The sequence below is a fragment of the Dongia deserti genome (assembly GCF_003574735.1).
GTDB lineage: Bacteria > Pseudomonadota > Alphaproteobacteria > Dongiales > Dongiaceae > Dongia_A > Dongia_A deserti.
Genome location: NZ_QORW01000001.1, coordinates 405,710 through 423,361, shown reverse-complemented (window position 1 = coordinate 423,361; position 17,652 = coordinate 405,710). Strand labels below are relative to the sequence as shown.

The following is a 17,652-nucleotide window of genomic DNA, read 5'->3' as shown; positions in this document are numbered from 1 at the left end:
AGCTAACGGCTAGGATGTCGGAAGAGAAGGCCGCGCTTCCCGGTTTCGGCCGAGGCCTGTCAGCCCGGCTGCTGGCGCTGACCATCTGCTTCGTGATGGTGAGCGAGGTGCTGATCTACGTGCCTTCGATCGCACGCTTCCGCGACGACTGGCTCAGCGAACGCCTTGCCACCGCCTATCTCGCGATCCTCGCGCTCGAGGCGACTCCGGACTACATGATCGATCCGCAGCTCGAGATCGAGCTGCTCGAGAATGCAGGCGCGCGCCTGATCGCCTTGCGCACGCCGGACGGAAAGAACCTGATCATGCGGGGATCGACGCCGGCCAACATCATCATCAGCCGTCAGATCGATCTGAGCGACCAGATGCCGACGACCCTGATCAAGGACGCGTTCGAGCAGCTGTCTTCCGGCGGGGGCCGGCTACTGCGCGTGAGGGGGCAGACGCCGCAAGCGGGCGATGCCTGGATCGACGTCGTGCTGGACGACACGCCGTTGCATCAGGCCATGATCTCCTATTCGTGGCGCATCGTCGGCCTCAGCATTGTCATCTCGCTGGTGACCGCCGCGCTCATCTTCGCGGCGCTGCAATGGCTGCTGATCCGGCCGATGCGCAACCTGACCCAGCGCATGGTCGATTTCCGCGCCAATCCGGAGGACATGTCGCGCGACGATGCGGCGGCGCGTCGAAGCGACGAGATCGGTGTCGCGGAGCGCGAGCTCCTGCAGCTCCAGAAACAGATCCGCAAGGCGTTGAAGCAGCGCGAGCGCCTCGCCGCGCTCGGCACCGCGGTCAGCAAGATCAACCACGATCTGCGCGGCGTGCTTGCAACGGCGCAGCTGGTGGCCGACCGCCTGGCGCACAGCGACAATCCGGAGGTGAAGAAGATGGCGCCATCCTTGGTGCGCTCCCTCGACCGCGCCATTTCGCTTTGCACCGATACGCTCAACTTCACGCGCGAGGGACCGACCAAGCCGGAATATTCCCGCTTCCCGCTGGCCGAGCTGCACGGTGAAGTGGGCGAGAGCCTTGGCAAGTATCTGAACGGCGCGGTCGTCCTCCAAGCCGATTTCGCGCAGGACTTCACCTTGACGGCCGACCGCGCACAGCTCTACCGCGTGATCCACAACCTGGCGGAGAACGCGCTGCAGATGGGAGCGCACAACGTCGCGATCCGCGCGCGCCGGGCCGACGGCAAGGTGGAGATCGAGGTCGCTGATGACGGACCTGGCCTGCCGCCAAAGGCGCTGCAGAACCTGTTTGCGCCGTTCAAAGGGTCTGCCCGGTCAGGCGGCACCGGCCTCGGCCTCGCCATCGCGCGGGAACTGATGCGCGTTCAGGGCGGTGACCTCAAGCTCGCCGCCAACGATGCCAAGGGCGCCACGTTCCTGCTGGAGCTGCCCGACCGCCAATCCGCCTAGCGGCCCTGCAATTAGCCCAAAGGCGGGCTTGCTTCACGGCGGCGCGCCCCCTATTTTCGCGCGACTTGAAGCTGCCAAGCGGGTGTCATGGAAATGATTTCGAAGGTTGGGATCGTCTTTCTGCTGGGACTTTTTGCCGTTCTGTCGCTGGTCGTGGCGGCGGGCGGGCACGACAATTTCCAATACTGGGGCGGCCTCAGCTTCTTCATCGTCTGCATTCTGCTGGCCTTCTACGCCGTCGCCGAACTGACCAACGGCCGGCAGTCCGACCATCACTGAACCCAGCCGCTGCTCCCTGTCCTTTTGACGGTTTGGGCCCATCCCAAACAGTGCTAGGATCGCTTGTATCAAGCGATCGCGGCGTGACCATCCATTGATCGCGCCCCTTCGCCAGTCCGGCCCTGGTCAAGGAGGCGAGGATGGGCGAGACGCGCGAGGCCGTTGGCCTCTTTCACGATGAAAAAGCGCTGCACGACGCTGCTGACGAACTGCTGATCAACGGCTTCAACCATGCCGATCTGTCGCTGCTGGCGGCGGACCGGGCGATTGAGACTCGCCTCGGCCACAAGTTCGAACGCGTTGCCGATCTCGAGGATGATCCGAGCGTGGCCTTCCAGGCGTTCGTCGACAGCGATTCGCGCACTGAGGGCAAGGGCGTCCTGGTCGGCGGCCTGTTCTATATCGGTGCGGTGGCGGCGGCCGGCATGGTGGTGGCGTCCGGCGGAACGGTCGCGGCCCTTGTTCTCGGCGTCGCGGCCGGCGGCGGCGCGGGCGGGGTGATCGGTATCATGCTTGGCCGTTTCCTGGAGAAGCATCACGCGCATGCCCTGCAGGAGCATCTGGACAAGGGTGGCCTCCTGCTCTGGGTCCACACGCCAGACGAGGCGCACGAGCGCAAGGCACTCGAAATCCTGCGCCGCTGTGGCGCCGAGGACGCGCACGTGCATTCGCTGCCGAAGCCTGACTACACCGCGACCGGCGGCGTCTCGAAGCAGCTCAGCTTCATACGCAGAATAGGGCTCTAAGGCGAAAGCTCAATCCTTCCGCTCTCCCACGCCTTTTCCTTCCAGGAGGCCAAGCAGCACCAGGATGACGAGCGAGAGCGCGACCAAGAGCCCAGCAACGATGAAGAACCCGCCGCCGCAAGCCAGGCCTGTAGCGCCGCTCATCCAGATAGTGGCGCCCGTGGTGAGGTTCCTGACGTCGCCGCGCGCCTGGATGATCACGCCGGCGCCCAGAAATGCGACGCCCGCTACGACGCCCTCTATGACGCGGATCGGATCGCCGCTCGAACCTGGCGATATCTCAAGACTGGTCCGGAACAGCTCGAAGGAAATGATCGTGAAGGCGGCCGCTGCGAGCGAGACCAGCATATGCGTGCGCAGACCGGCGGGCTTCTGGCGCCATTCGCGCTCGACGCCGATGATCATGCCGGCCAGCGAGGCTGCGCCCAGCCGCAATGCTAGATCTTCAAGCGGGAGCTCCATCCCCATGTCGCTTCTCATGTGCTGGTAGGTGCCCGCACTACTTCTCAGCAACGAAACGAAGGACTGAATGGTTCCCCCTGCAACGCGTGGGCTCTAGTCGACTTGTAGCAGCAGCCCCTTGAGATAGCCGCTTTCCGGCAGCATGGGATGAACCGGATGGTCCGGCGCTGCGCCGGTCGCGTGCAGGATGCGCCCGGCGCGGCCGGCTTCGTGCAGGCCACGCGCGACCTGGGCGCGAAATTCGTCTGGCGGCATGTGATACGAGCAGGACGCGAGGAACAGGAAGCCACTGTTCCTGAGCCGGCTTGCGCAAAGGCGCGCGAGCTTGCGATAGGCGCGGGCGCCCTGGTGGAAATCCTTCCGCGATTTCACGAAGGCCGGCGGATCGGCCATCACCAGATCGAACGTGTGATGCGCAGCGCCGGCTTGCTCGAGGAAATCGAATGCCTCCCCCGTCTCCGTGGTGAGCCGGTCGCCGACCTCATTGAGGGCGGCGGCGCGATGCGCGAGATCCAATGCTGGCTGGGACCGATCGACGCTGAGCACCGACTTGGCGCCGTGGCGCGCCGCCTGCACGCCGAACCCGCCGCTGTAGGCGTAGAGGTCAAGCACATCGGCGTCCTTGGCGAAGCGCGCGGCGAGCAGGCGATTGTCCCGCTGATCATAGAACCAGCCAGTCTTCTGTCCTTCGGCAAGATCGGCAAGGAACCGCGCGCCGTGCTCCCGCAGCTCGATCGCGCCGTCGAGCGTGCCCTTGGCAAGGCGATGCACCGGCGTCAGTCCTTCCAGGGCACGCGCCGGCCCGTCGCCGGAGATCACGATCGCACGCGGCTTCAGCAACCGATCGAGGGATGCGATCAGCGGCTCGATCAAGCGATCGGCACCGGCCGCGTTCGGCTCCACCACGACCACGTCGCCGAACCGGTCGATGACGCAGCCCGGAATGCCGTCCGCCTCGGCGTGCACCAAGCGATAGTATGGTGCACCGATCAGCCGCTCGCGCAATCTCAGCGCGCGCTCCAGCCGCCGATGCAGGAAGGTCTCGTCGATCGCGCGGTCGGCGTCGCGGGTCAGCAGGCGTGCGGCGATCAGCGAATGGGCGTTGAAGAAGGCCGCGCCGAGCGGTCTTCCATCGGCACGGACGAGTGTCACGATCTGGCCCGGCGGCAGCGCCTTGGCCGCCGCGTCCATCACCAGCTCATTGGAGAAGATCCAGGGGTGGCCCAGCATGGCGCGCTTGTCGCCACCCGGCTGCAATTTCACGCGCGGCCTATCATTGCTCATGTCGTGTTCCTATTCGCCGAGCGCGATGCCGTCCCGCCTGCGATCGCTGGCGCCGATCATTCGGCCGTCCTTGAATTGCACGATATTGAGGCCGCTCCTCAGCTCGCGCTCCTCGACCTCGTGGCCAAGCGCTTGAAGCGAATCGCGCAGCTCGAGTGCATTGGTTCCCGCCTCGAGCAAGGTCGGACCATTGCGATTGAGAATGTGCGGCGCGGCCGCAGCAGCGCCGGGTGAGCGGCCCCAGTCGATCATCTCGATCAGCGCTTGCGCGACATAGCCGATGATGTTGGGTCCACCGGGAGAGCCGAGGGCGAAGGCGGGCCTGCCGTCCCTGTCGAAGACGATCGTCGGCGTCATGGAGCTGCGCGGGCGCTTGCCAGCCTCGACGCGATTGGCGGTGGCCCGGCCGCCGGAGGCCGGCAGGAAGGAAAAATCGGTGAGCTGGTTGTTGAGCAGGAAGCCTTTCACCATGCGGTGCGAGCCGAACGCCATCTCGACGCTGCTGGTCAGGCTGACGATGTCGCCGGCGCTGTCCACGATGACGAAGTGGGAGGTGGAAACCGGTTCGAATTGCTGCTGGCTGACTTGCGCCACGATCAGCGGATCGGTGAATCTGCCGGGCTGCGCCTCGCCGATGGTGCGATCGCTGCGGATCTGGCCGGCGCGCGCTTTGAGATAGTCGGCGTCCAGCATCTTGGCGGCCGGAACACGTGCGAAATCGCTATCGGCCACGTAGCGGTCGCGGTCCGCAAAGGCAAGGCGGCTGGCATCGGCGATCAGGTGAAAGGCTTGTGGGCCGTTGGGGTCCATCGGCGGCAGATCGAAATTCTGCAGGATGCCGAGGATCTGCAGCAGCGCGATCCCGCCGGAGGTTGGCGGACCCATGCTGCACACCTGGTAGACCCGATAGGGCCTGCACAGAGCTTCGCGCTCGCGGGCGCGATACTCCACGAGGTCGATCGCCGTCATGTGCTCAACACCGTCCTCATTCACCGCGGCGAGGATCGCCTGCGCGATCGGCCCGCGATAGAAAACGTCGGCACCGCCCTCCGCCACCGTGCGCAAGGTCTCGGCGTAGGCGGGATTGCGCAGGATCGCGCCGGCCGGCCAGGGATTGCCGGCGGAATCATAGAAATAGGCGCGCGCCTCCGGGTCGCGCTTAAGATGCGCGTCCTTGGACAGCGCAGCCGCGAGCGCCGGCGGCACCGCAAATCCGTTCTCGGCCAGGTCGATCGCCGGTTGGAACAGATCGGCCCAGGGCAAGCGGCCTTCGCGCCGGTGTGCGAGCTCCAGCACACGCAACGCGCCGGGCACGCCGACGGATTTGCCGCTCAACGCCGCATCCAGGAAGTCGAGCGGCTTGCCGTCCTTGTCCAGGAAGAGGTCGGCACGTGCGCTCTTCGGCGCAGTCTCGCGTCCGTCGAGCGCGCTCAGCTTGTGCGTGACGCCATCCCAATGCAGCAGGAATGCGCCGCCACCGATCCCGGAGGATTGCGGCTCCACCAGGCCGAGCACAGCCTGGGCCGCGACGGCTGCATCCACGGCGCTGCCGCCCTTGCGGAGGATGGCGAGCGCTGCTTCGGACGCGGCCGGATCGGCTGTCGCCACCATGAAGTGATCGCCGACCGCTTCGGGCGCGGTCGGAATGCCGCTCTGGGTTGCGACCAGGGGCTCTGTCGGCCGGGGCTCCGGCGCCGACACGCAGCCGCCTGCCAGCAAGCCCAGCAGCGCAAAGGCCAGGATGCTCCAGCTTGGGGATGTCCTTGATACGCGCGGATCGTCGGTCATCATGCGGCAATTACCCAGATTCTCGGCGTTCTTAGCGGCTTCCTGATGGCAGGGGAAGCGGTCCAAACGCCGCCGGATTCCTATTGTGCACCGCAGCAAATCGGTGGAAGATGCGCCTCTCCGAAAGATCAGGCGGAGCTGGGCATGAGCATTCACGATAGCGGCACGGCCGGCGGTAAGACCAAGCCCTCTGGCGCCAAGATGACACGGATCAGCGTGCCTGATCTCGTGGCGCGCAAGGGCAAGGAAAAGATCGTCTGCCTCACCGCCTATACCACGCCGATGGCGCGTGCGCTTGATCCGCATGTCGATCTGCTGCTGGTCGGGGATTCGCTCGGCATGGTGATCTATGGGTTCGAGAGCACGCTGCCCGTCACGCTTGACATGATGGTGATGCACGGCGCCGCTGTCCGGCGCGGGTCGGAGCATGCGTGCCTGGTGGTCGACATGCCGTTCGGGTCCTATCAGGAAAGCACCGAGCAGGCGTTCCGCAGCGCCGCGCGGCTGATGCGGGAGACCGGCTGCTCGGCCGTGAAGCTGGAAGGCGGGCGCGAAATGGCGCCGACCGTGGAGTTTCTGGTCAAGCGCGGCATTCCGGTGATGGGCCATGTGGGGCTGATGCCGCAATCTGTGCACACGCTCGGCGGCTATCGCGCGCGCGGCCGCGCCACCGATGAGGCCGCCGGCGTGATGGCCGATGCGGTGGCGATCGCGGAGGCGGGCGCGTTTTCGGTGGTTGTCGAGGGCGTGCTGGAACAGGTGGCGCAGGCCATCACGGCGCGCATTCCGGTGCCGACCATCGGCATAGGCGCCTCGGTCGATTGCGACGGCCAGGTGCTGGTGACGGAAGACATGCTGGGCCTGTTCGGCGCCTTCAAGCCGCGCTTCGTGAAGCGTTATGCGGAGTTGGCGGACGACATTGCTTCGGCGGCGGCCAGCTACGCTGCCGACGTGCGCACCGGCGTCTTCCCTGGACCGGACAATGTGTTCGGCAGCCTCAAGAAATCGAGCTGACGGACGCTAGCATCGATCATGCCTGAGCTTCAGATTGTCCGGACCGTCGCCGATCTGCGCGTTGCGGTGGCGCACTATCGGCGCAGCGGTGCCAGCGTCGGGCTGGTGCCGACCATGGGTGCGCTGCATGACGGGCATCTGACCCTGGTGCGCTCGGCCAAGCTCGACAATGCGCGGGTGATCGCGACCATCTTCGTCAATCCCAAACAATTCGGCCCGACCGAGGATCTGGCGCGCTATCCGCGCGACGAAGCGGCGGACGTGGCGATGTTGAAGGAGCTCGGCACGGACCTGCTGTTCACGCCGGACGTCGGAGAAATGTATCCCGATGGATTCTCGACCAGCATTTTGGTCGGCGGGCTGACGCAGCATCTGGAAGGCATCTCAAGGCCGCACTTCTTCACTGGCGTTGCGACCGTGGTGACCAAGCTGCTGCTGCAGGCTCTGCCCGACCGCGCCTACTTCGGCGAGAAGGATTTCCAGCAGCTGCAGGTCGTGCGTCGGATGGTGCGCGATCTCAACATCCCGGTGGCGATCGTGCCGATCCCCACCATCCGCGAGGCGGATGGATTGGCGATGTCCTCGCGCAACCGCTACCTCTCGCCCGCGCAACGCAAGATCGCGAGCGCACTGCCGCAGATCATGCATGAGACGGTGGCGGAGCTGCGCACCGGCCTGGCCGCTGCGCCGATCCTCGCCGGCGCCAAGGGCCGCCTGCACCAGGCCGGCTTCGACCGCGTGGATTATCTGGAGCTGTGCGACGAGACGACATTGCAACCGGTCCCGCTTGCACGCACGCCGTCGCGCGTGTTCGTCGCGGCCTATGTCGGCGCGACGCGCCTCATCGACAACTGGCCGGTCATCTGATCATGAATATCTCGATCGAACGGATCGCGGCGGCCATTGGCGCGATCGATCCCATCTTCAAGGCGACGCCGCAGTTCTTGTGCGACGGGCTGAGCGCGGAGCTCGGCCGGCCGGTCCTGCTGAAGGTCGAGACGCTCAATCCGATCCGCTCCTTCAAGGGGCGCGGGACATCATGGTTTGCGCAGAGCTTCGCCGAAAAAGGCCGAGCGGTGATCTGCGCTTCGGCGGGGAACTTCGGGCAAGGCATCGCCTATTGCGGTACGCGCGCCGGGCTCACGGTGCAGGTGGTGGCGCCGGCCAATGCCAATCCGCTGAAGCTGGAGGCGATGAAGCGGTTCGGTGCGGAGGTCATCCTGCACGGCCACGATTTCGACGCGGCCAAGCTGCATGCGCAGGAACTGGCGCGCAAGAGCGGTGGCTATTTCCTGGAAGACGGACGCGAGCAGGCGATCGCCGAAGGCGCGGGCACCATCGCTCTCGAGCTGCTGCAATCGGCCGTCCGCCCGTCGGCGATTTATGTGCCGGTCGGCAACGGATCCCTCATCTCCGGCGTCGCCGCCTGGATCAAGGCCAAGGCGCCGGACATCAAGGTGATCGGCATCTGCCCCGAGGGCGCACCCTCCATGATGCTTTCCTGGCGCGAGGGGCGCGTCGTGACGACGGACAGCGCGAACACTATTGCCGACGGCCTTGCCGTGCGCCTGCCGGTGCCGGAAGCGGTCGCCTTCATGCGCGACCACATCGACGACGTGGTGCTGGTGAGCGATGCGCGCATGAAGGAAGCGATGCGCCTGCTGTTCCGTCACGCCGGCGTGGCGATCGAGCCTTCCGGCGCGGCGGGCCTGGCCGCGATCATGGACGCGCCGCGCGCCGAGGTACCGGTCGCCACCATTCTGTGCGGCGGGAATGTGCGGATGGATTTGTTGAGGGAGTTTGCCTAGGTCGAGGCGCTCACTGGCCCTTCAATTTCACGATCGGCTGGATGAATTGCGGTTCGATGTCCCAGGGGAAATAGATCCAGGTATCCTGGCTCACCTCGGTGACGAACGTGTCGACCAGCGGCCGCCCCGCAGGCTTGGCATAGATGGTGGCGAAGTGCGCCTTGGGCAGCATCTCGCGCACGTATTTCGCCGTCTTACCCGTGTCGACCAGATCGTCGATGATGAGCCATCCGGCGCCGTCGCCAGCCACGCCCTTGAGCAGCTTCATCTCGCCCTGCTGATGCTCGTCCGAGTAGGACGTCATGCAGACCGTATCGATCAGCCGGATGTCGAGCTCGCGCGCGATGATCGCCGCCGGCACCAGGCCGCCGCGGGTGATGGCGACTATGCCCTGCCACTGGCCGCCGGTCGGGCCTTGCCCGATCAGGCGCCAAGCCAAGGCCTTCGCGGTCCGGTGCAGTTCCTCCCAGCTTACCGGGAAGGTCTTTTGGTAGGAGACGGTCATGAGCGCTGGTCCTTGGAAGCCATCGAATATGCGCTTCCCTTAGCGCGGCCTCGCGGCAGCGGCAAGCGGCCAGTCAGACGTTCTCGTCCGCCGCCCGTACCAGGTAGCAGCCACTGATTCGCCAGCTGCCGTCGCGCTGCCGTTCCATGGTGTAGTAGGCGAGATAGGAGAGCCCATCGGGCCCGACAACGAACACTTCCTGGGTCGGGCCGAACTCGCTTGCCTGGACGCCGCGGAACTGGACGCCCCGCGGGCGATAGACCGGCTGATAGGCCTGCGTCACCATCTGGCTGAAGATCTGCGGGCTCTGGAACTTGCTCTGGATCGCGGGCGAGGCATAGGCGAAGGCTGCAGCCCAATCGTCGATCTTGAAGGCCTCCATCTGGCCTCGGATCACCTGCCGGATGGCGGCGGCCTCGGCCGGAGCGATCGACTCGCCCGCCGTCGCAAGGGCACCGCCGGCCAGCAGCATCGTGGCGATCAGAGTCAATCGGCGGGCAAGAGCGACCATTGACGGCCTCCGCGCAGAAGCAGGCGCATCATACGCCTCCTTCAGGCTCTACGCTGTGCCGGCCGATCTGGATTTGGTGCCGCGGAAGCAATGCAGCCGGCGGAACCCCGGTTCCAGGCGATCAGCGGACGTACAGGCGGACTTCGTTGCTCTGGACGTTCGGGTCCGTCAGCTGGCTGACGCTGACGCGATCCGCGGGCAAGCCCATGTTCAGCAGGGATTGCATGACCCTTTGGGTGCTGGCGCGCGCGGCCTCGGCATTCCGTGCGAGTTCTTCCGAAGTGCCGTCGGCCGGTGCGACCGCCACGAGGTCGAAGGCGACGTTGGGCGAGCGGGCCAGGGCGGCGCTTACCGCCTCATAGAGCTGCTGTTCGTATTCGACGCCCGGATTGTCGAAGCGGATGACGACGAACGGCCGCCCGCTGGCGAGGCCGGCTCCGGCCGGGCCGGCAATGTGCGCCGACGGGGCTGCCGATTGCTGAAGCGGTGGGGCAACATTGGCTGCGGTGCCGATTGTGGGCGGCGCCATCTGGGCCAGCTTGGCGCCCTCCGTCCCGAGGAAATGGCTTTCCCGCAGCACCTGCTGCCGCATCCCATCGAGCAGCTGGTCGAGGCTGTTGGCGGTCTGGGTCGTGGCGTCTTCGAGCACGAGCAGCTGGCGACGGTCCTCGTTCGTGCCTTCAGGGTCCGCGCTGGCGGCGCGAATCGACTGCTGCAAATAGGCCGCATAGGCGATGTTCTTCGCCACCTCGCTGGACAACGCGTTCATCTGATCCAGGCTGGCCGAAATGACGCGCAATTGACCTTGGGCCTGCTGCCAGGCCGGGATGGACTCATCCGCTGCGGTGCCGCCCGGCTGGCGGGTTTGGATCGTGCTGGCGGTAATCTGGTAACCGGCAACATTGGCCTCCAGGTCGGTCTGCAGCTGCCGGCCGCGCTGGACCTGCGCGCCCGCAGCCTGCTGAAGCCGGGCCAGGTCCGAACGGAACTGGGTGATGCGGGCCCCCACGGGTGTCGCGCTTGGCGTGCCCAGCTTGGACACGTCCAGCGGCACGATCTGGGCCGGCTGAGTGGCAGGGCTGACGCCAGTGACCGAGGGAGCGACACCCTTCTGGACAAAATCGCACGCGCCAAGCGTCAAGGCCGCAACCAATAGGGCGAAAACTCTGGATTTTTTCATTTTTAGGTAGGCCCCCGGTGCTGGCAACCATGTCCTGGACAGGTGTTATTGGACACCCGTTTGGCAGTTTTTCCGCCAAGAATCAACCGGCATGCCCCTCCGGTCCCGGCGCGCGGGATGCGCGAAAGAGCCACGCCTCGGCGGCTTGCACCAGGGCGGAATGCTACCCAATTCAAGGCTTTGGCGATCGGCCGCGAGGCCTTGCGATCATAGAGAAGGCAGCACGCTTGACGCTTGCAAGTGCCGGCCCTCTCCGCTAGGTTCCGCCCCCGCGACGAGGCGGCCTCCGGGCCCCTTCGCTGCAAGTGTGGCTTGTGCCCGTCCGATGGCGCAGCCAACCAGGGCCGGCCGACCGGCCCGATGCGCGCCCGTAGCTCAATTGGATAGAGCATCTGACTACGGATCAGAAGGTTAGGAGTTCGAATCTTCTCGGGCGCGCCATCATTTCAATATGTTAGCTGCCATCTAGAAGCGTCAAACCGGAGCCTGGGTAACATCCTGGGTAACAGCGTGCATCTGTGAGAATTTTCAGGCCCCCGGCCAGGGATGCCGTTTGCTTACTTGCTCCAAAGCACACCCCACCAATACAGTCCTCGTGCCGTCATTTCGCCGAGTCCACAAGCGATCTGACTTAAGACACAATTACTTGTGGATAAGTTGGTAGTTAACAACTCCCAACTCATTGAAAAACTGGGGATTTTTGCGCGGGCGAATACTTGACCGACGCAACGGGTTACGATAGGTATCGATGCGTCTGAAAAGACACGAGCCGGACGGGGGTCTAGACCGTCCGGCTCGAAACACAGAGGGCCACAGTGCTACCCCTGGCCCCCGTGGCAATAGATGCGGGGCGGACCCTAGCGGGCCGCCCGTGACCACGTCAATAGGGGGTAGCTCCACTTGGCGGCAGCGCCGCCGAACATAGGAGTGCCCTGCCATTGAGCAGTATCACATGGCGTAATTGTGGCGATCACTGGTGCGACTTCGATCGGCTCAAGCTCGAGACGGTCGGGGACGAGATCGGTGGTGTTTACATCATCTGGCATCGCGGCAGCCCAAGTTGGACTGTCCGCGTTGGACAAGGGATCATAGCTGATCGCATCAGTGCGCATCGGCGGGATCCTCTCGTCACCGCCTATCGGCCGCTCGGCCTCAGCGTCACATGGGCAGAGTTACCGGTATGGATGTGGGATGGCGTTGAGCGGTTTCTTGCTGATCGCCTGACCCCACTAGTCGGAGATGCCTTTCCGGACGTTCGGCCCCATCCGGTAGCGCTGCCGTGGTAGCCATCCCAGCCAGGATGGCCTCTGCGGCCTCGATCAGCTTCATGTGCTGATACCAGCTCCAGGGCGGCTCGTTCCCGCCCTGGATCTTTTCCTTGGCCCAGTCCCTGATGCGCTCGAGCTCGTCTTTCATGCCGGCCTCTCAGTGCTGGAAGGTATAAAGCCTCCGCTCTAAACCACTAACAAACAATGAAAACCGGAATCTGTTGCAACCGCAAACGTCGTTCGCTGTCGCGTAGGCGGCAGCCGAACGGGAGCATCGATCCATGATCGGGGACACGCTGCGTCGCGAGGTCAAAGCTTACCTTGAATGGTTCGACATCGTGGCTGCTGCCATGAAGGCGAAGCCCGGAGCGGAACTCACGCTGGGAGAGGTGAGGAGCTACTTCGCCTCGACAGGGAACGACCTTGATGGCGTGCCCTATGATCCCGCCAATACCGTGCACGTGAACAAGTTGGATGAGTGTCTCGAGGGGGTGCTGACTCGATTCGAGCGGCTTCACTTAGTTGATGCTCGCCTGGATCGAAATCGATATACGCCCAACCTCGGCTTACACACACCCAAGCGGGTCGCGCGCCTGAGCAAGCGCGGCGAGCGCCTGTCGATGCGGCCAACCTGGTGGAAAGTTTGCTATTGGACCGTCGTGGTCGTGGCGATCGTAGTGGCCGCGTTCTTCGCCCGGTATAAGTGGGTTATCACCCTTGTGACTATATCGACAGCGATCGCAAAGCTGGTTCTGCAGTGGGACATCGTGGCATCAGGCGCCGTCGGCCTCTTCACCGCACTTGTAGCGTTCGTTGTGCATGCAATGCGGTAGCCTGCGCTGCGCAGCGCCGCGGCATCAGCGGATGATCCGCCTGCGGGAGCTGCTCAAAACCAAACTCAGGCACCACGCGCTTGAGGTAGGCGCCGAGCCACGCCGCAGCAAATGCGCGGTGGCACCATGATTTATGATCCGGCCGCTCGAAGCAGCAGAGCACCGGGCTTCGGCCGGCCGCGAGCTCTTCTATTTTGCCAACGATCGCCGCGGGGTCCAGCTGGTCCAGGATCTGCTGATAGCGCCGGCGATACTGGTCGACGTCGATCGAGGTGAACCAAGGTCCTGGCTGTAGTTCGTGCAGCATGCGATAGCCCGCCGGTTGCCGCCTGGGCACGCCGCGCGAGATGCCGATCTTGATGGAGCCTTCGGGGAGCTGGGAGAACCATGAGGCGGTGAGCAATTTCATTTTTGAATCTTAGGTCGCGAGCGCGCCAAGTAAACTGCAAAGCGTTCCTTGCCCCCGATTCTGATGCTGCCTATGTTCGCGTGGTCGCTGCGCGTCGCGGAGATGAGCATGAGCGAGCCCTATCGGCCTGACACCGGCGGTCACGCGCACGGCGCCATCCGCGACAGCTTCCTCGCCGCAGTTGACGCCTTCGAGGCCTGGAAGGCCGGACTGGCAGAGCCTGAAGTCGCCTTTGGCACCGATCGCGTGCCGGTCCGGATCTCGCGAGTGCTCGAATACATGATCCTTTGCACAGACCCGCTGCCGACCGGCGCCGCGCGACAGGTGGCCAAGGTCACTGGGCGACGGCTGCGTGATGACGCCACGTACGGCGAGGCCGCCGGCGCCCTACTCCCAGCCGTCGCGATCCGCGCGGTGCGCGTGAGATTACTGCCCGCGACTGTCGCGGCTTGACTATTCGCAACCTCCGCGAGAGCATGACTCAGGGGAAGTCGCTAGGGGGACCATTCGAACAATGGAAGAATGGGGCCGATATTGTGTGTTGGCCATCCTCGAATGGCTGACTGGAGTTCTCGTGGGCTGGAACAGCGAACGTCATCTGAAGCAGCGCCTGCGCAAGATGTTAAGAGATCCGAAATTTCCCAAAGGATTCCGCTCAACTGGGCAGCTGATGCATGGAATCGCGTCAGATAAACAGAAGACCGTCCGTCTGCTGTTCGCGATCGGTGCGCGTCGATCGGAAATATCTGACGAGTGGACTCTGAAGTGATCCCTCGATCGCAGGGCGGCACGCACGCGCGCGGCCTTGACTGAGCCTGTGCTGACGTGCGCCAGCTCCGCAGCCTGCTCTCTGGTGACAGTGGGTTCGCAAATTTGCGGACCCTGCTTGAACTGATTGTCGCCCAAGCGAAAATTGGCGAGTGCCGGTGGGGGGCACTCTCAAAACGCCGGCGCTCTTGATCGGGGACCGGTGGGGCAGTTTTGCTTACAGCGTCGCGAAATTGGCAGGGGGGTTGGCGCCAGCCGGTCGCTGTCGTGGCGCCTGTGGCCGGGCGCCTGGTGGCAGCCTGATGGATGAGGGAATGAGGGCTGATTGCCACTGGCCGGCCGGCGGCGCACTACGCAGCCTGGACCAGCGCTGAGGCGGCCGACTATCTTCGCCAGACTTGGGGATTGCTGCGCTGATTGTTGCGCGCGGCGGCCGTTCTCTTGGGGATTAAGGGGCATGTGGTACGCGCTGACCGATCACGCCAGATACGTCTATCACTATACGCGAGCGGAGACCGTGGCGCTTCACATCCTGCCGTCAGGACAGCTGAGATTCTCGCCCTTTCGCCTGACCAACGATCCCCGTGAATCGAAAGACTGGGCGCTCAACTATCACGCCCGCGCGGTTAGCCTTGACTTTGCTGAGCCGCCGGTCCGGGCGCTGCTGAACAAGCACATCAAGCATGGCTGGCGGGTCGGATGCTTCTCGGAAGATGTCTACGAGGCTTGCGAGACAAAAAGGCGAGAAGACAACGGCGAAGATCTCGACGCCGCGCCCTTCGAGCGCGGTCACTCGCGACCGGCGATGTGGTGGCACTATGGCGATCGTTACGCCGGCGCGTGCCTGGTCTTCGATCGCCAACAGCTCGACCGCGATATCAGAGCTGCCGCCGCTGCGCTCGGCCGTCAAGTCCACAGCGATCGCGTGCGATACGAGGTTGGTCGACGCATCCGAAAGGCACCCGATCCGCTGATGGTGAACCTGGATGAGGTGGTGCGGCTTGGGCCGGTTGCCTATGCCAAGGCGCACATCGATCAGCACTGGCGAGAGCTGTTTTTCGTCAAGAACCAGGACTGGAGCCAGGAGCGCGAATGCCGATGGATCGTCGAAGGCGGAGAAGACGAATTCTTCTTCGTGAATATCCACCGGTCTCTCGTCGGCATCTTGATCGGGGATCAATTCCCCAAAAAGCACTGCGCAGCGGTGACCGCATATGCCTTCGCGCACGACCTGAATGTCGCCGTTATGCGCTGGCAGAACAGCGTCCCGCAGCCCTGGCCTGCCATCGCGGAGCTGCTTGAAACGCAGTATTAGCAGTGTGTGGCGGCGGGTCGCGCCTGACCCGCCGCCGTGGCGCCGCCTATTGGCCCGTCGCGGCCGGCGGCCCCAGATCACCTGCGGCCGGCTGCTGGCGCCAGGGCAGCCGCTTCTGCAGGCTGATAGCATGCTGCTTCAGCGTCTCGGCGAAGATCCTGTCGAAGTTTGCCTTGGCGCGCGCTTTGAAGTCGTCGATGTCCTTTGGTGGATAGCCGGCGCACTGGAGGCGTTCCACGTGATCGGCCAGCACATTCTCGAAGTGGCGCAGCATCGCGTTCGCGAGCGCCTCGACGGCGGCGTTCACAGTCCCGTCGTAGGGCGTGGTCTTGCTCATCGGCTTTTCTCCTCGATCTGGCGCAGCCGCCTTTCAGCCGCGTCTAGCCGCGACATCATTCCGCGCACAGTCATCAGCAGCTGATCGTGTTCCCGCTTGTGCGCATTGGCGTGACGCTCGATCGCGTCGACTATCAATCTGCCGATCGTCTCGCCGAGCCATTTTGGATCTAGGGAAAGGGCTCTGGCGCGCTTCTGTGGCTGTGGCACGATGGGTCAGCTCCCGGCCAGACCGCTGATGATCGCTCGCGACACGGCACCGGGATCGCGCAGCCAGAATCCATACTCACGATTGATCTTCAACGCGGAGCTCGAGCTCTGCCAGAGGCCGGTGAGGTTCTGCGCGCCACCCAACGGACCGTCCGAAAGCTGCAGGTCCGCTTGATCAGTTGCATCTACGCTGAGCGCGCCCTGGCTCGCGAGGATCTGATCGGCATCGATCGCCATTAACACGCCGGAATCGAGCGTGTCGCTCACGAGGAAGGGCGTCTCGCCGACCTTACCACCTGAGGGCGACAGGTTCGGGAACATCATGCCAGCACTGCCGACCAAGCCCGCGGCGAGCGCCGCGGTGGCCGGGTCGGAGACCAAGAACACCTTGCTGGTTTGGTAGGTCATCAAGGTGGCGAAGACGGCCGCGATTGCCTCGGGGATCGTGGCAACGGTTGTCTCCTCTGTCTGGCTCGAGACGATGGAGTCGAGAAAGACCATGTCGACCACTCGGGCGGCTGCCGTGCGCAGCTCGAGCGAGAACAGCGTTTGTCCAGCCGTTCCTGCAGCTCGGAAGATTTCGCGCGTGAAGGTCACGATCGCGCTGGCCCTGCGGCGCTCAAGCTGGTCGCCTTCGATCTGGAGGCTGCCGATCGGCACAACCTCGCCCAAATCGAGCTCAGCGCCAATGAGGCCCACCGTCGTCGCGGCGATCTTGGTGCGCATCGGTGCCTGGCGGAATCCGTTCGCGGCGGCGATGGCATCGAATACGCCCACGCTGGCGAGTGACGTTAGCAACGCGAGGCCGCTGTAGGGGTCGATATCCGATCTAGCTCGACCAAGGTCAGGACCAGTTCCTCGTGCTCGGTGCGTTTGCGGTCTTGAACAGTGTTCATGGACTTCCTCCCAGATGGTGCCGGCGACCGGCCGGCGCGGCGCTCCGCGCTCCGTGGTAGGTCATTCGGCGGCTCGGATAACTCCGACCGCAACGCCAATATCGCGATCGGCGCAGTCGGTGTGTTGCTTTTCTGGCCGGCGCTCTTCGCTCTCGATCTGTCCGATGCTGAGCGCGTCGAGATCGATGCCCTGCATCGGCGTAACATGCATTTGGCCAGCTTGGCGCGTGACTGTTCCTCAACCGCGGGCCGGGGTTCGATCACAACCGCCCGCGCTGTGCGCTCCGGCGCATTCGATGGCAAATGGACCGGCGAAGGCGGAAACGACGGATGCGGCTCGCCATGGGCGATGGAGATCAGCGTCACAGGCGGCGAAGCCAAGGGCCTGCTATGGCGCGGCAAGGCCGAATACAACTTCCAGGGAACCATCAACCGAGAGGGCAAGCTCGAGAAGGCCCTGGCGGGCAAGACGCCGGCATCGAATGGCGTCGTGGGCCCGCGCTTCATCACGGTGAATGCTGCGTTTGGTGAGGAGGCGGCGGGCGGCGACTATTCGATGGCAGCGGGAAGCGCCGGCACGTGCACGGTGGCGGTGAATTTGAACCGGCATCAGGCCTAA

21 protein-coding genes and 1 tRNA gene are annotated in these 17,652 nt (G+C 64.4%); 12 read left to right on the top strand and 10 right to left on the bottom strand.

Features of this window, described 5'->3' with window-relative positions; genetic code table 11:
• Positions 1-14: 14 nt before the first annotated feature.
• The 3 genes from DTX69_RS02125 (at position 15) to DTX69_RS02115 (ending at position 2,446) form a co-directional block, all read left to right on the top strand.
• The gene (locus DTX69_RS02125) at positions 15-1,421 is read left to right on the top strand and encodes a sensor histidine kinase (RefSeq protein ID WP_119299822.1); all 1,407 of its coding nucleotides are present in this window, start codon (positions 15-17) and stop codon (positions 1,419-1,421) included.
• 87 nt (positions 1,422-1,508) lie between these two features.
• Positions 1,509-1,700, top strand: coding sequence for a hypothetical protein (locus tag DTX69_RS02120; RefSeq protein ID WP_119299821.1), 192 nt, complete (start codon positions 1,509-1,511; stop codon positions 1,698-1,700).
• Positions 1,701-1,840: 140 nt separating this feature from the next.
• On the top strand, positions 1,841-2,446 hold the full coding sequence (locus tag DTX69_RS02115; RefSeq protein WP_284735492.1) for a hypothetical protein: 606 nt from the start codon (positions 1,841-1,843) through the stop codon (positions 2,444-2,446).
• Between the two features lie 9 nt (positions 2,447-2,455).
• Here the strand turns inward: DTX69_RS02115 and DTX69_RS02110 are convergent, their stop codons facing one another.
• From DTX69_RS02110 to ggt, 3 genes are all read right to left on the bottom strand, one after another.
• Positions 2,456-2,914: an MgtC/SapB family protein gene (locus tag DTX69_RS02110; RefSeq protein ID WP_119299820.1), complete on the bottom strand. Its 459-nt coding sequence runs from the start codon at positions 2,912-2,914 to the stop codon at positions 2,456-2,458.
• A gap of 87 nt (positions 2,915-3,001) precedes the next feature.
• Positions 3,002-4,192, bottom strand: a complete 1,191-nt coding sequence (locus tag DTX69_RS02105; RefSeq protein WP_119299819.1) for a class I SAM-dependent rRNA methyltransferase — start codon at positions 4,190-4,192, stop codon at positions 3,002-3,004.
• Positions 4,193-4,201: 9 nt separating this feature from the next.
• Positions 4,202-5,983 carry a gamma-glutamyltransferase gene (ggt, locus tag DTX69_RS02100; protein ID WP_284735491.1) on the bottom strand — a complete coding sequence of 594 codons (1,782 nt, stop codon included), beginning with the start codon at positions 5,981-5,983 and terminating at the stop codon, positions 4,202-4,204.
• A gap of 141 nt (positions 5,984-6,124) precedes the next feature.
• Between ggt and panB the strand changes: the two genes are divergently transcribed.
• From panB to DTX69_RS02085, 3 genes are read left to right on the top strand one after another with little or no spacing between them, the layout of a single operon-like run.
• On the top strand, positions 6,125-6,994 hold the full coding sequence (gene panB, locus DTX69_RS02095) for a 3-methyl-2-oxobutanoate hydroxymethyltransferase (RefSeq protein ID WP_119300032.1): 870 nt from the start codon (positions 6,125-6,127) through the stop codon (positions 6,992-6,994).
• Positions 6,995-7,012: 18 nt separating this feature from the next.
• The gene (panC, locus tag DTX69_RS02090) at positions 7,013-7,861 is read left to right on the top strand and encodes a pantoate--beta-alanine ligase (RefSeq protein WP_119299818.1); all 849 of its coding nucleotides are present in this window, start codon (positions 7,013-7,015) and stop codon (positions 7,859-7,861) included.
• A 2-nt stretch (positions 7,862-7,863) separates the two neighbouring features.
• The gene (locus DTX69_RS02085) at positions 7,864-8,802 is read left to right on the top strand and encodes a threonine ammonia-lyase (RefSeq protein WP_119299817.1); all 939 of its coding nucleotides are present in this window, start codon (positions 7,864-7,866) and stop codon (positions 8,800-8,802) included.
• A 10-nt stretch (positions 8,803-8,812) separates the two neighbouring features.
• Here the strand turns inward: DTX69_RS02085 and gpt are convergent, their stop codons facing one another.
• The 3 genes from gpt to DTX69_RS02070 all read right to left on the bottom strand — a co-directional run bounded on the left by gpt (position 8,813) and on the right by DTX69_RS02070 (position 10,998).
• Positions 8,813-9,307: a xanthine phosphoribosyltransferase gene (gene gpt, locus DTX69_RS02080; RefSeq protein ID WP_119299816.1), complete on the bottom strand. Its 495-nt coding sequence runs from the start codon at positions 9,305-9,307 to the stop codon at positions 8,813-8,815.
• A 73-nt stretch (positions 9,308-9,380) separates the two neighbouring features.
• Positions 9,381-9,818, bottom strand: coding sequence for a DUF4864 domain-containing protein (locus DTX69_RS02075; protein WP_119299815.1), 438 nt, complete (start codon positions 9,816-9,818; stop codon positions 9,381-9,383).
• 121 nt (positions 9,819-9,939) lie between these two features.
• Positions 9,940-10,998, bottom strand: a complete 1,059-nt coding sequence (locus tag DTX69_RS02070) for a hypothetical protein (protein WP_162916516.1) — start codon at positions 10,996-10,998, stop codon at positions 9,940-9,942.
• Between the two features lie 364 nt (positions 10,999-11,362).
• On the opposite strand from DTX69_RS02070, the gene DTX69_RS02065 reads away from it, so the two are divergent.
• Positions 11,363-11,439: transfer RNA gene (locus DTX69_RS02065), tRNA-Arg, on the top strand.
• Between the two features lie 717 nt (positions 11,440-12,156).
• Here the strand turns inward: DTX69_RS02065 and DTX69_RS02060 are convergent.
• On the bottom strand, positions 12,157-12,414 hold the full coding sequence (locus DTX69_RS02060; protein WP_119299813.1) for a hypothetical protein: 258 nt from the start codon (positions 12,412-12,414) through the stop codon (positions 12,157-12,159).
• Between the two features lie 133 nt (positions 12,415-12,547).
• Here DTX69_RS02060 and DTX69_RS02055 point away from each other — a divergent pair, with 133 nt between their 5' ends.
• Complete coding sequence (locus tag DTX69_RS02055; protein ID WP_119299812.1) at positions 12,548-13,099, top strand: hypothetical protein; 552 nt, start codon at positions 12,548-12,550, stop codon at positions 13,097-13,099.
• Here the strand turns inward: DTX69_RS02055 and DTX69_RS02050 are convergent.
• Positions 13,059-13,508 (bottom strand): hypothetical protein, encoded by a 450-nt coding sequence (locus DTX69_RS02050; RefSeq protein WP_119299811.1) that lies wholly within the window; start codon positions 13,506-13,508, stop codon positions 13,059-13,061. The genes DTX69_RS02055 and DTX69_RS02050 overlap by 41 nt on opposite strands.
• 108 nt (positions 13,509-13,616) lie before the next feature.
• Here DTX69_RS02050 and DTX69_RS02045 point away from each other — a divergent pair, with 108 nt between their 5' ends.
• The 3 genes from DTX69_RS02045 (at position 13,617) to DTX69_RS02035 (ending at position 15,591) form a co-directional block, all read left to right on the top strand.
• Positions 13,617-13,961, top strand: coding sequence for a hypothetical protein (locus DTX69_RS02045; protein WP_162916515.1), 345 nt, complete (start codon positions 13,617-13,619; stop codon positions 13,959-13,961).
• Positions 13,962-14,022: 61 nt separating this feature from the next.
• Positions 14,023-14,277, top strand: a complete 255-nt coding sequence (locus DTX69_RS02040) for a forkhead box protein (protein ID WP_119299809.1) — start codon at positions 14,023-14,025, stop codon at positions 14,275-14,277.
• Between the two features lie 456 nt (positions 14,278-14,733).
• Complete coding sequence (locus DTX69_RS02035) at positions 14,734-15,591, top strand: DUF2971 domain-containing protein (protein WP_119299808.1); 858 nt, start codon at positions 14,734-14,736, stop codon at positions 15,589-15,591.
• Positions 15,592-15,637: 46 nt separating this feature from the next.
• Here the strand turns inward: DTX69_RS02035 and DTX69_RS02030 are convergent, their stop codons facing one another.
• Both DTX69_RS02030 and DTX69_RS02025 read right to left on the bottom strand, forming a co-directional pair.
• Positions 15,638-15,928: a hypothetical protein gene (locus tag DTX69_RS02030; RefSeq protein WP_119299807.1), complete on the bottom strand. Its 291-nt coding sequence runs from the start codon at positions 15,926-15,928 to the stop codon at positions 15,638-15,640.
• A gap of 215 nt (positions 15,929-16,143) precedes the next feature.
• Positions 16,144-16,935, bottom strand: coding sequence for a hypothetical protein (locus tag DTX69_RS02025; RefSeq protein WP_162916513.1), 792 nt, complete (start codon positions 16,933-16,935; stop codon positions 16,144-16,146).
• A 96-nt stretch (positions 16,936-17,031) separates the two neighbouring features.
• On the opposite strand from DTX69_RS02025, the gene DTX69_RS02020 reads away from it, so the two are divergent.
• Positions 17,032-17,652: a hypothetical protein gene (locus DTX69_RS02020; RefSeq protein ID WP_119299805.1), complete on the top strand. Its 621-nt coding sequence runs from the start codon at positions 17,032-17,034 to the stop codon at positions 17,650-17,652.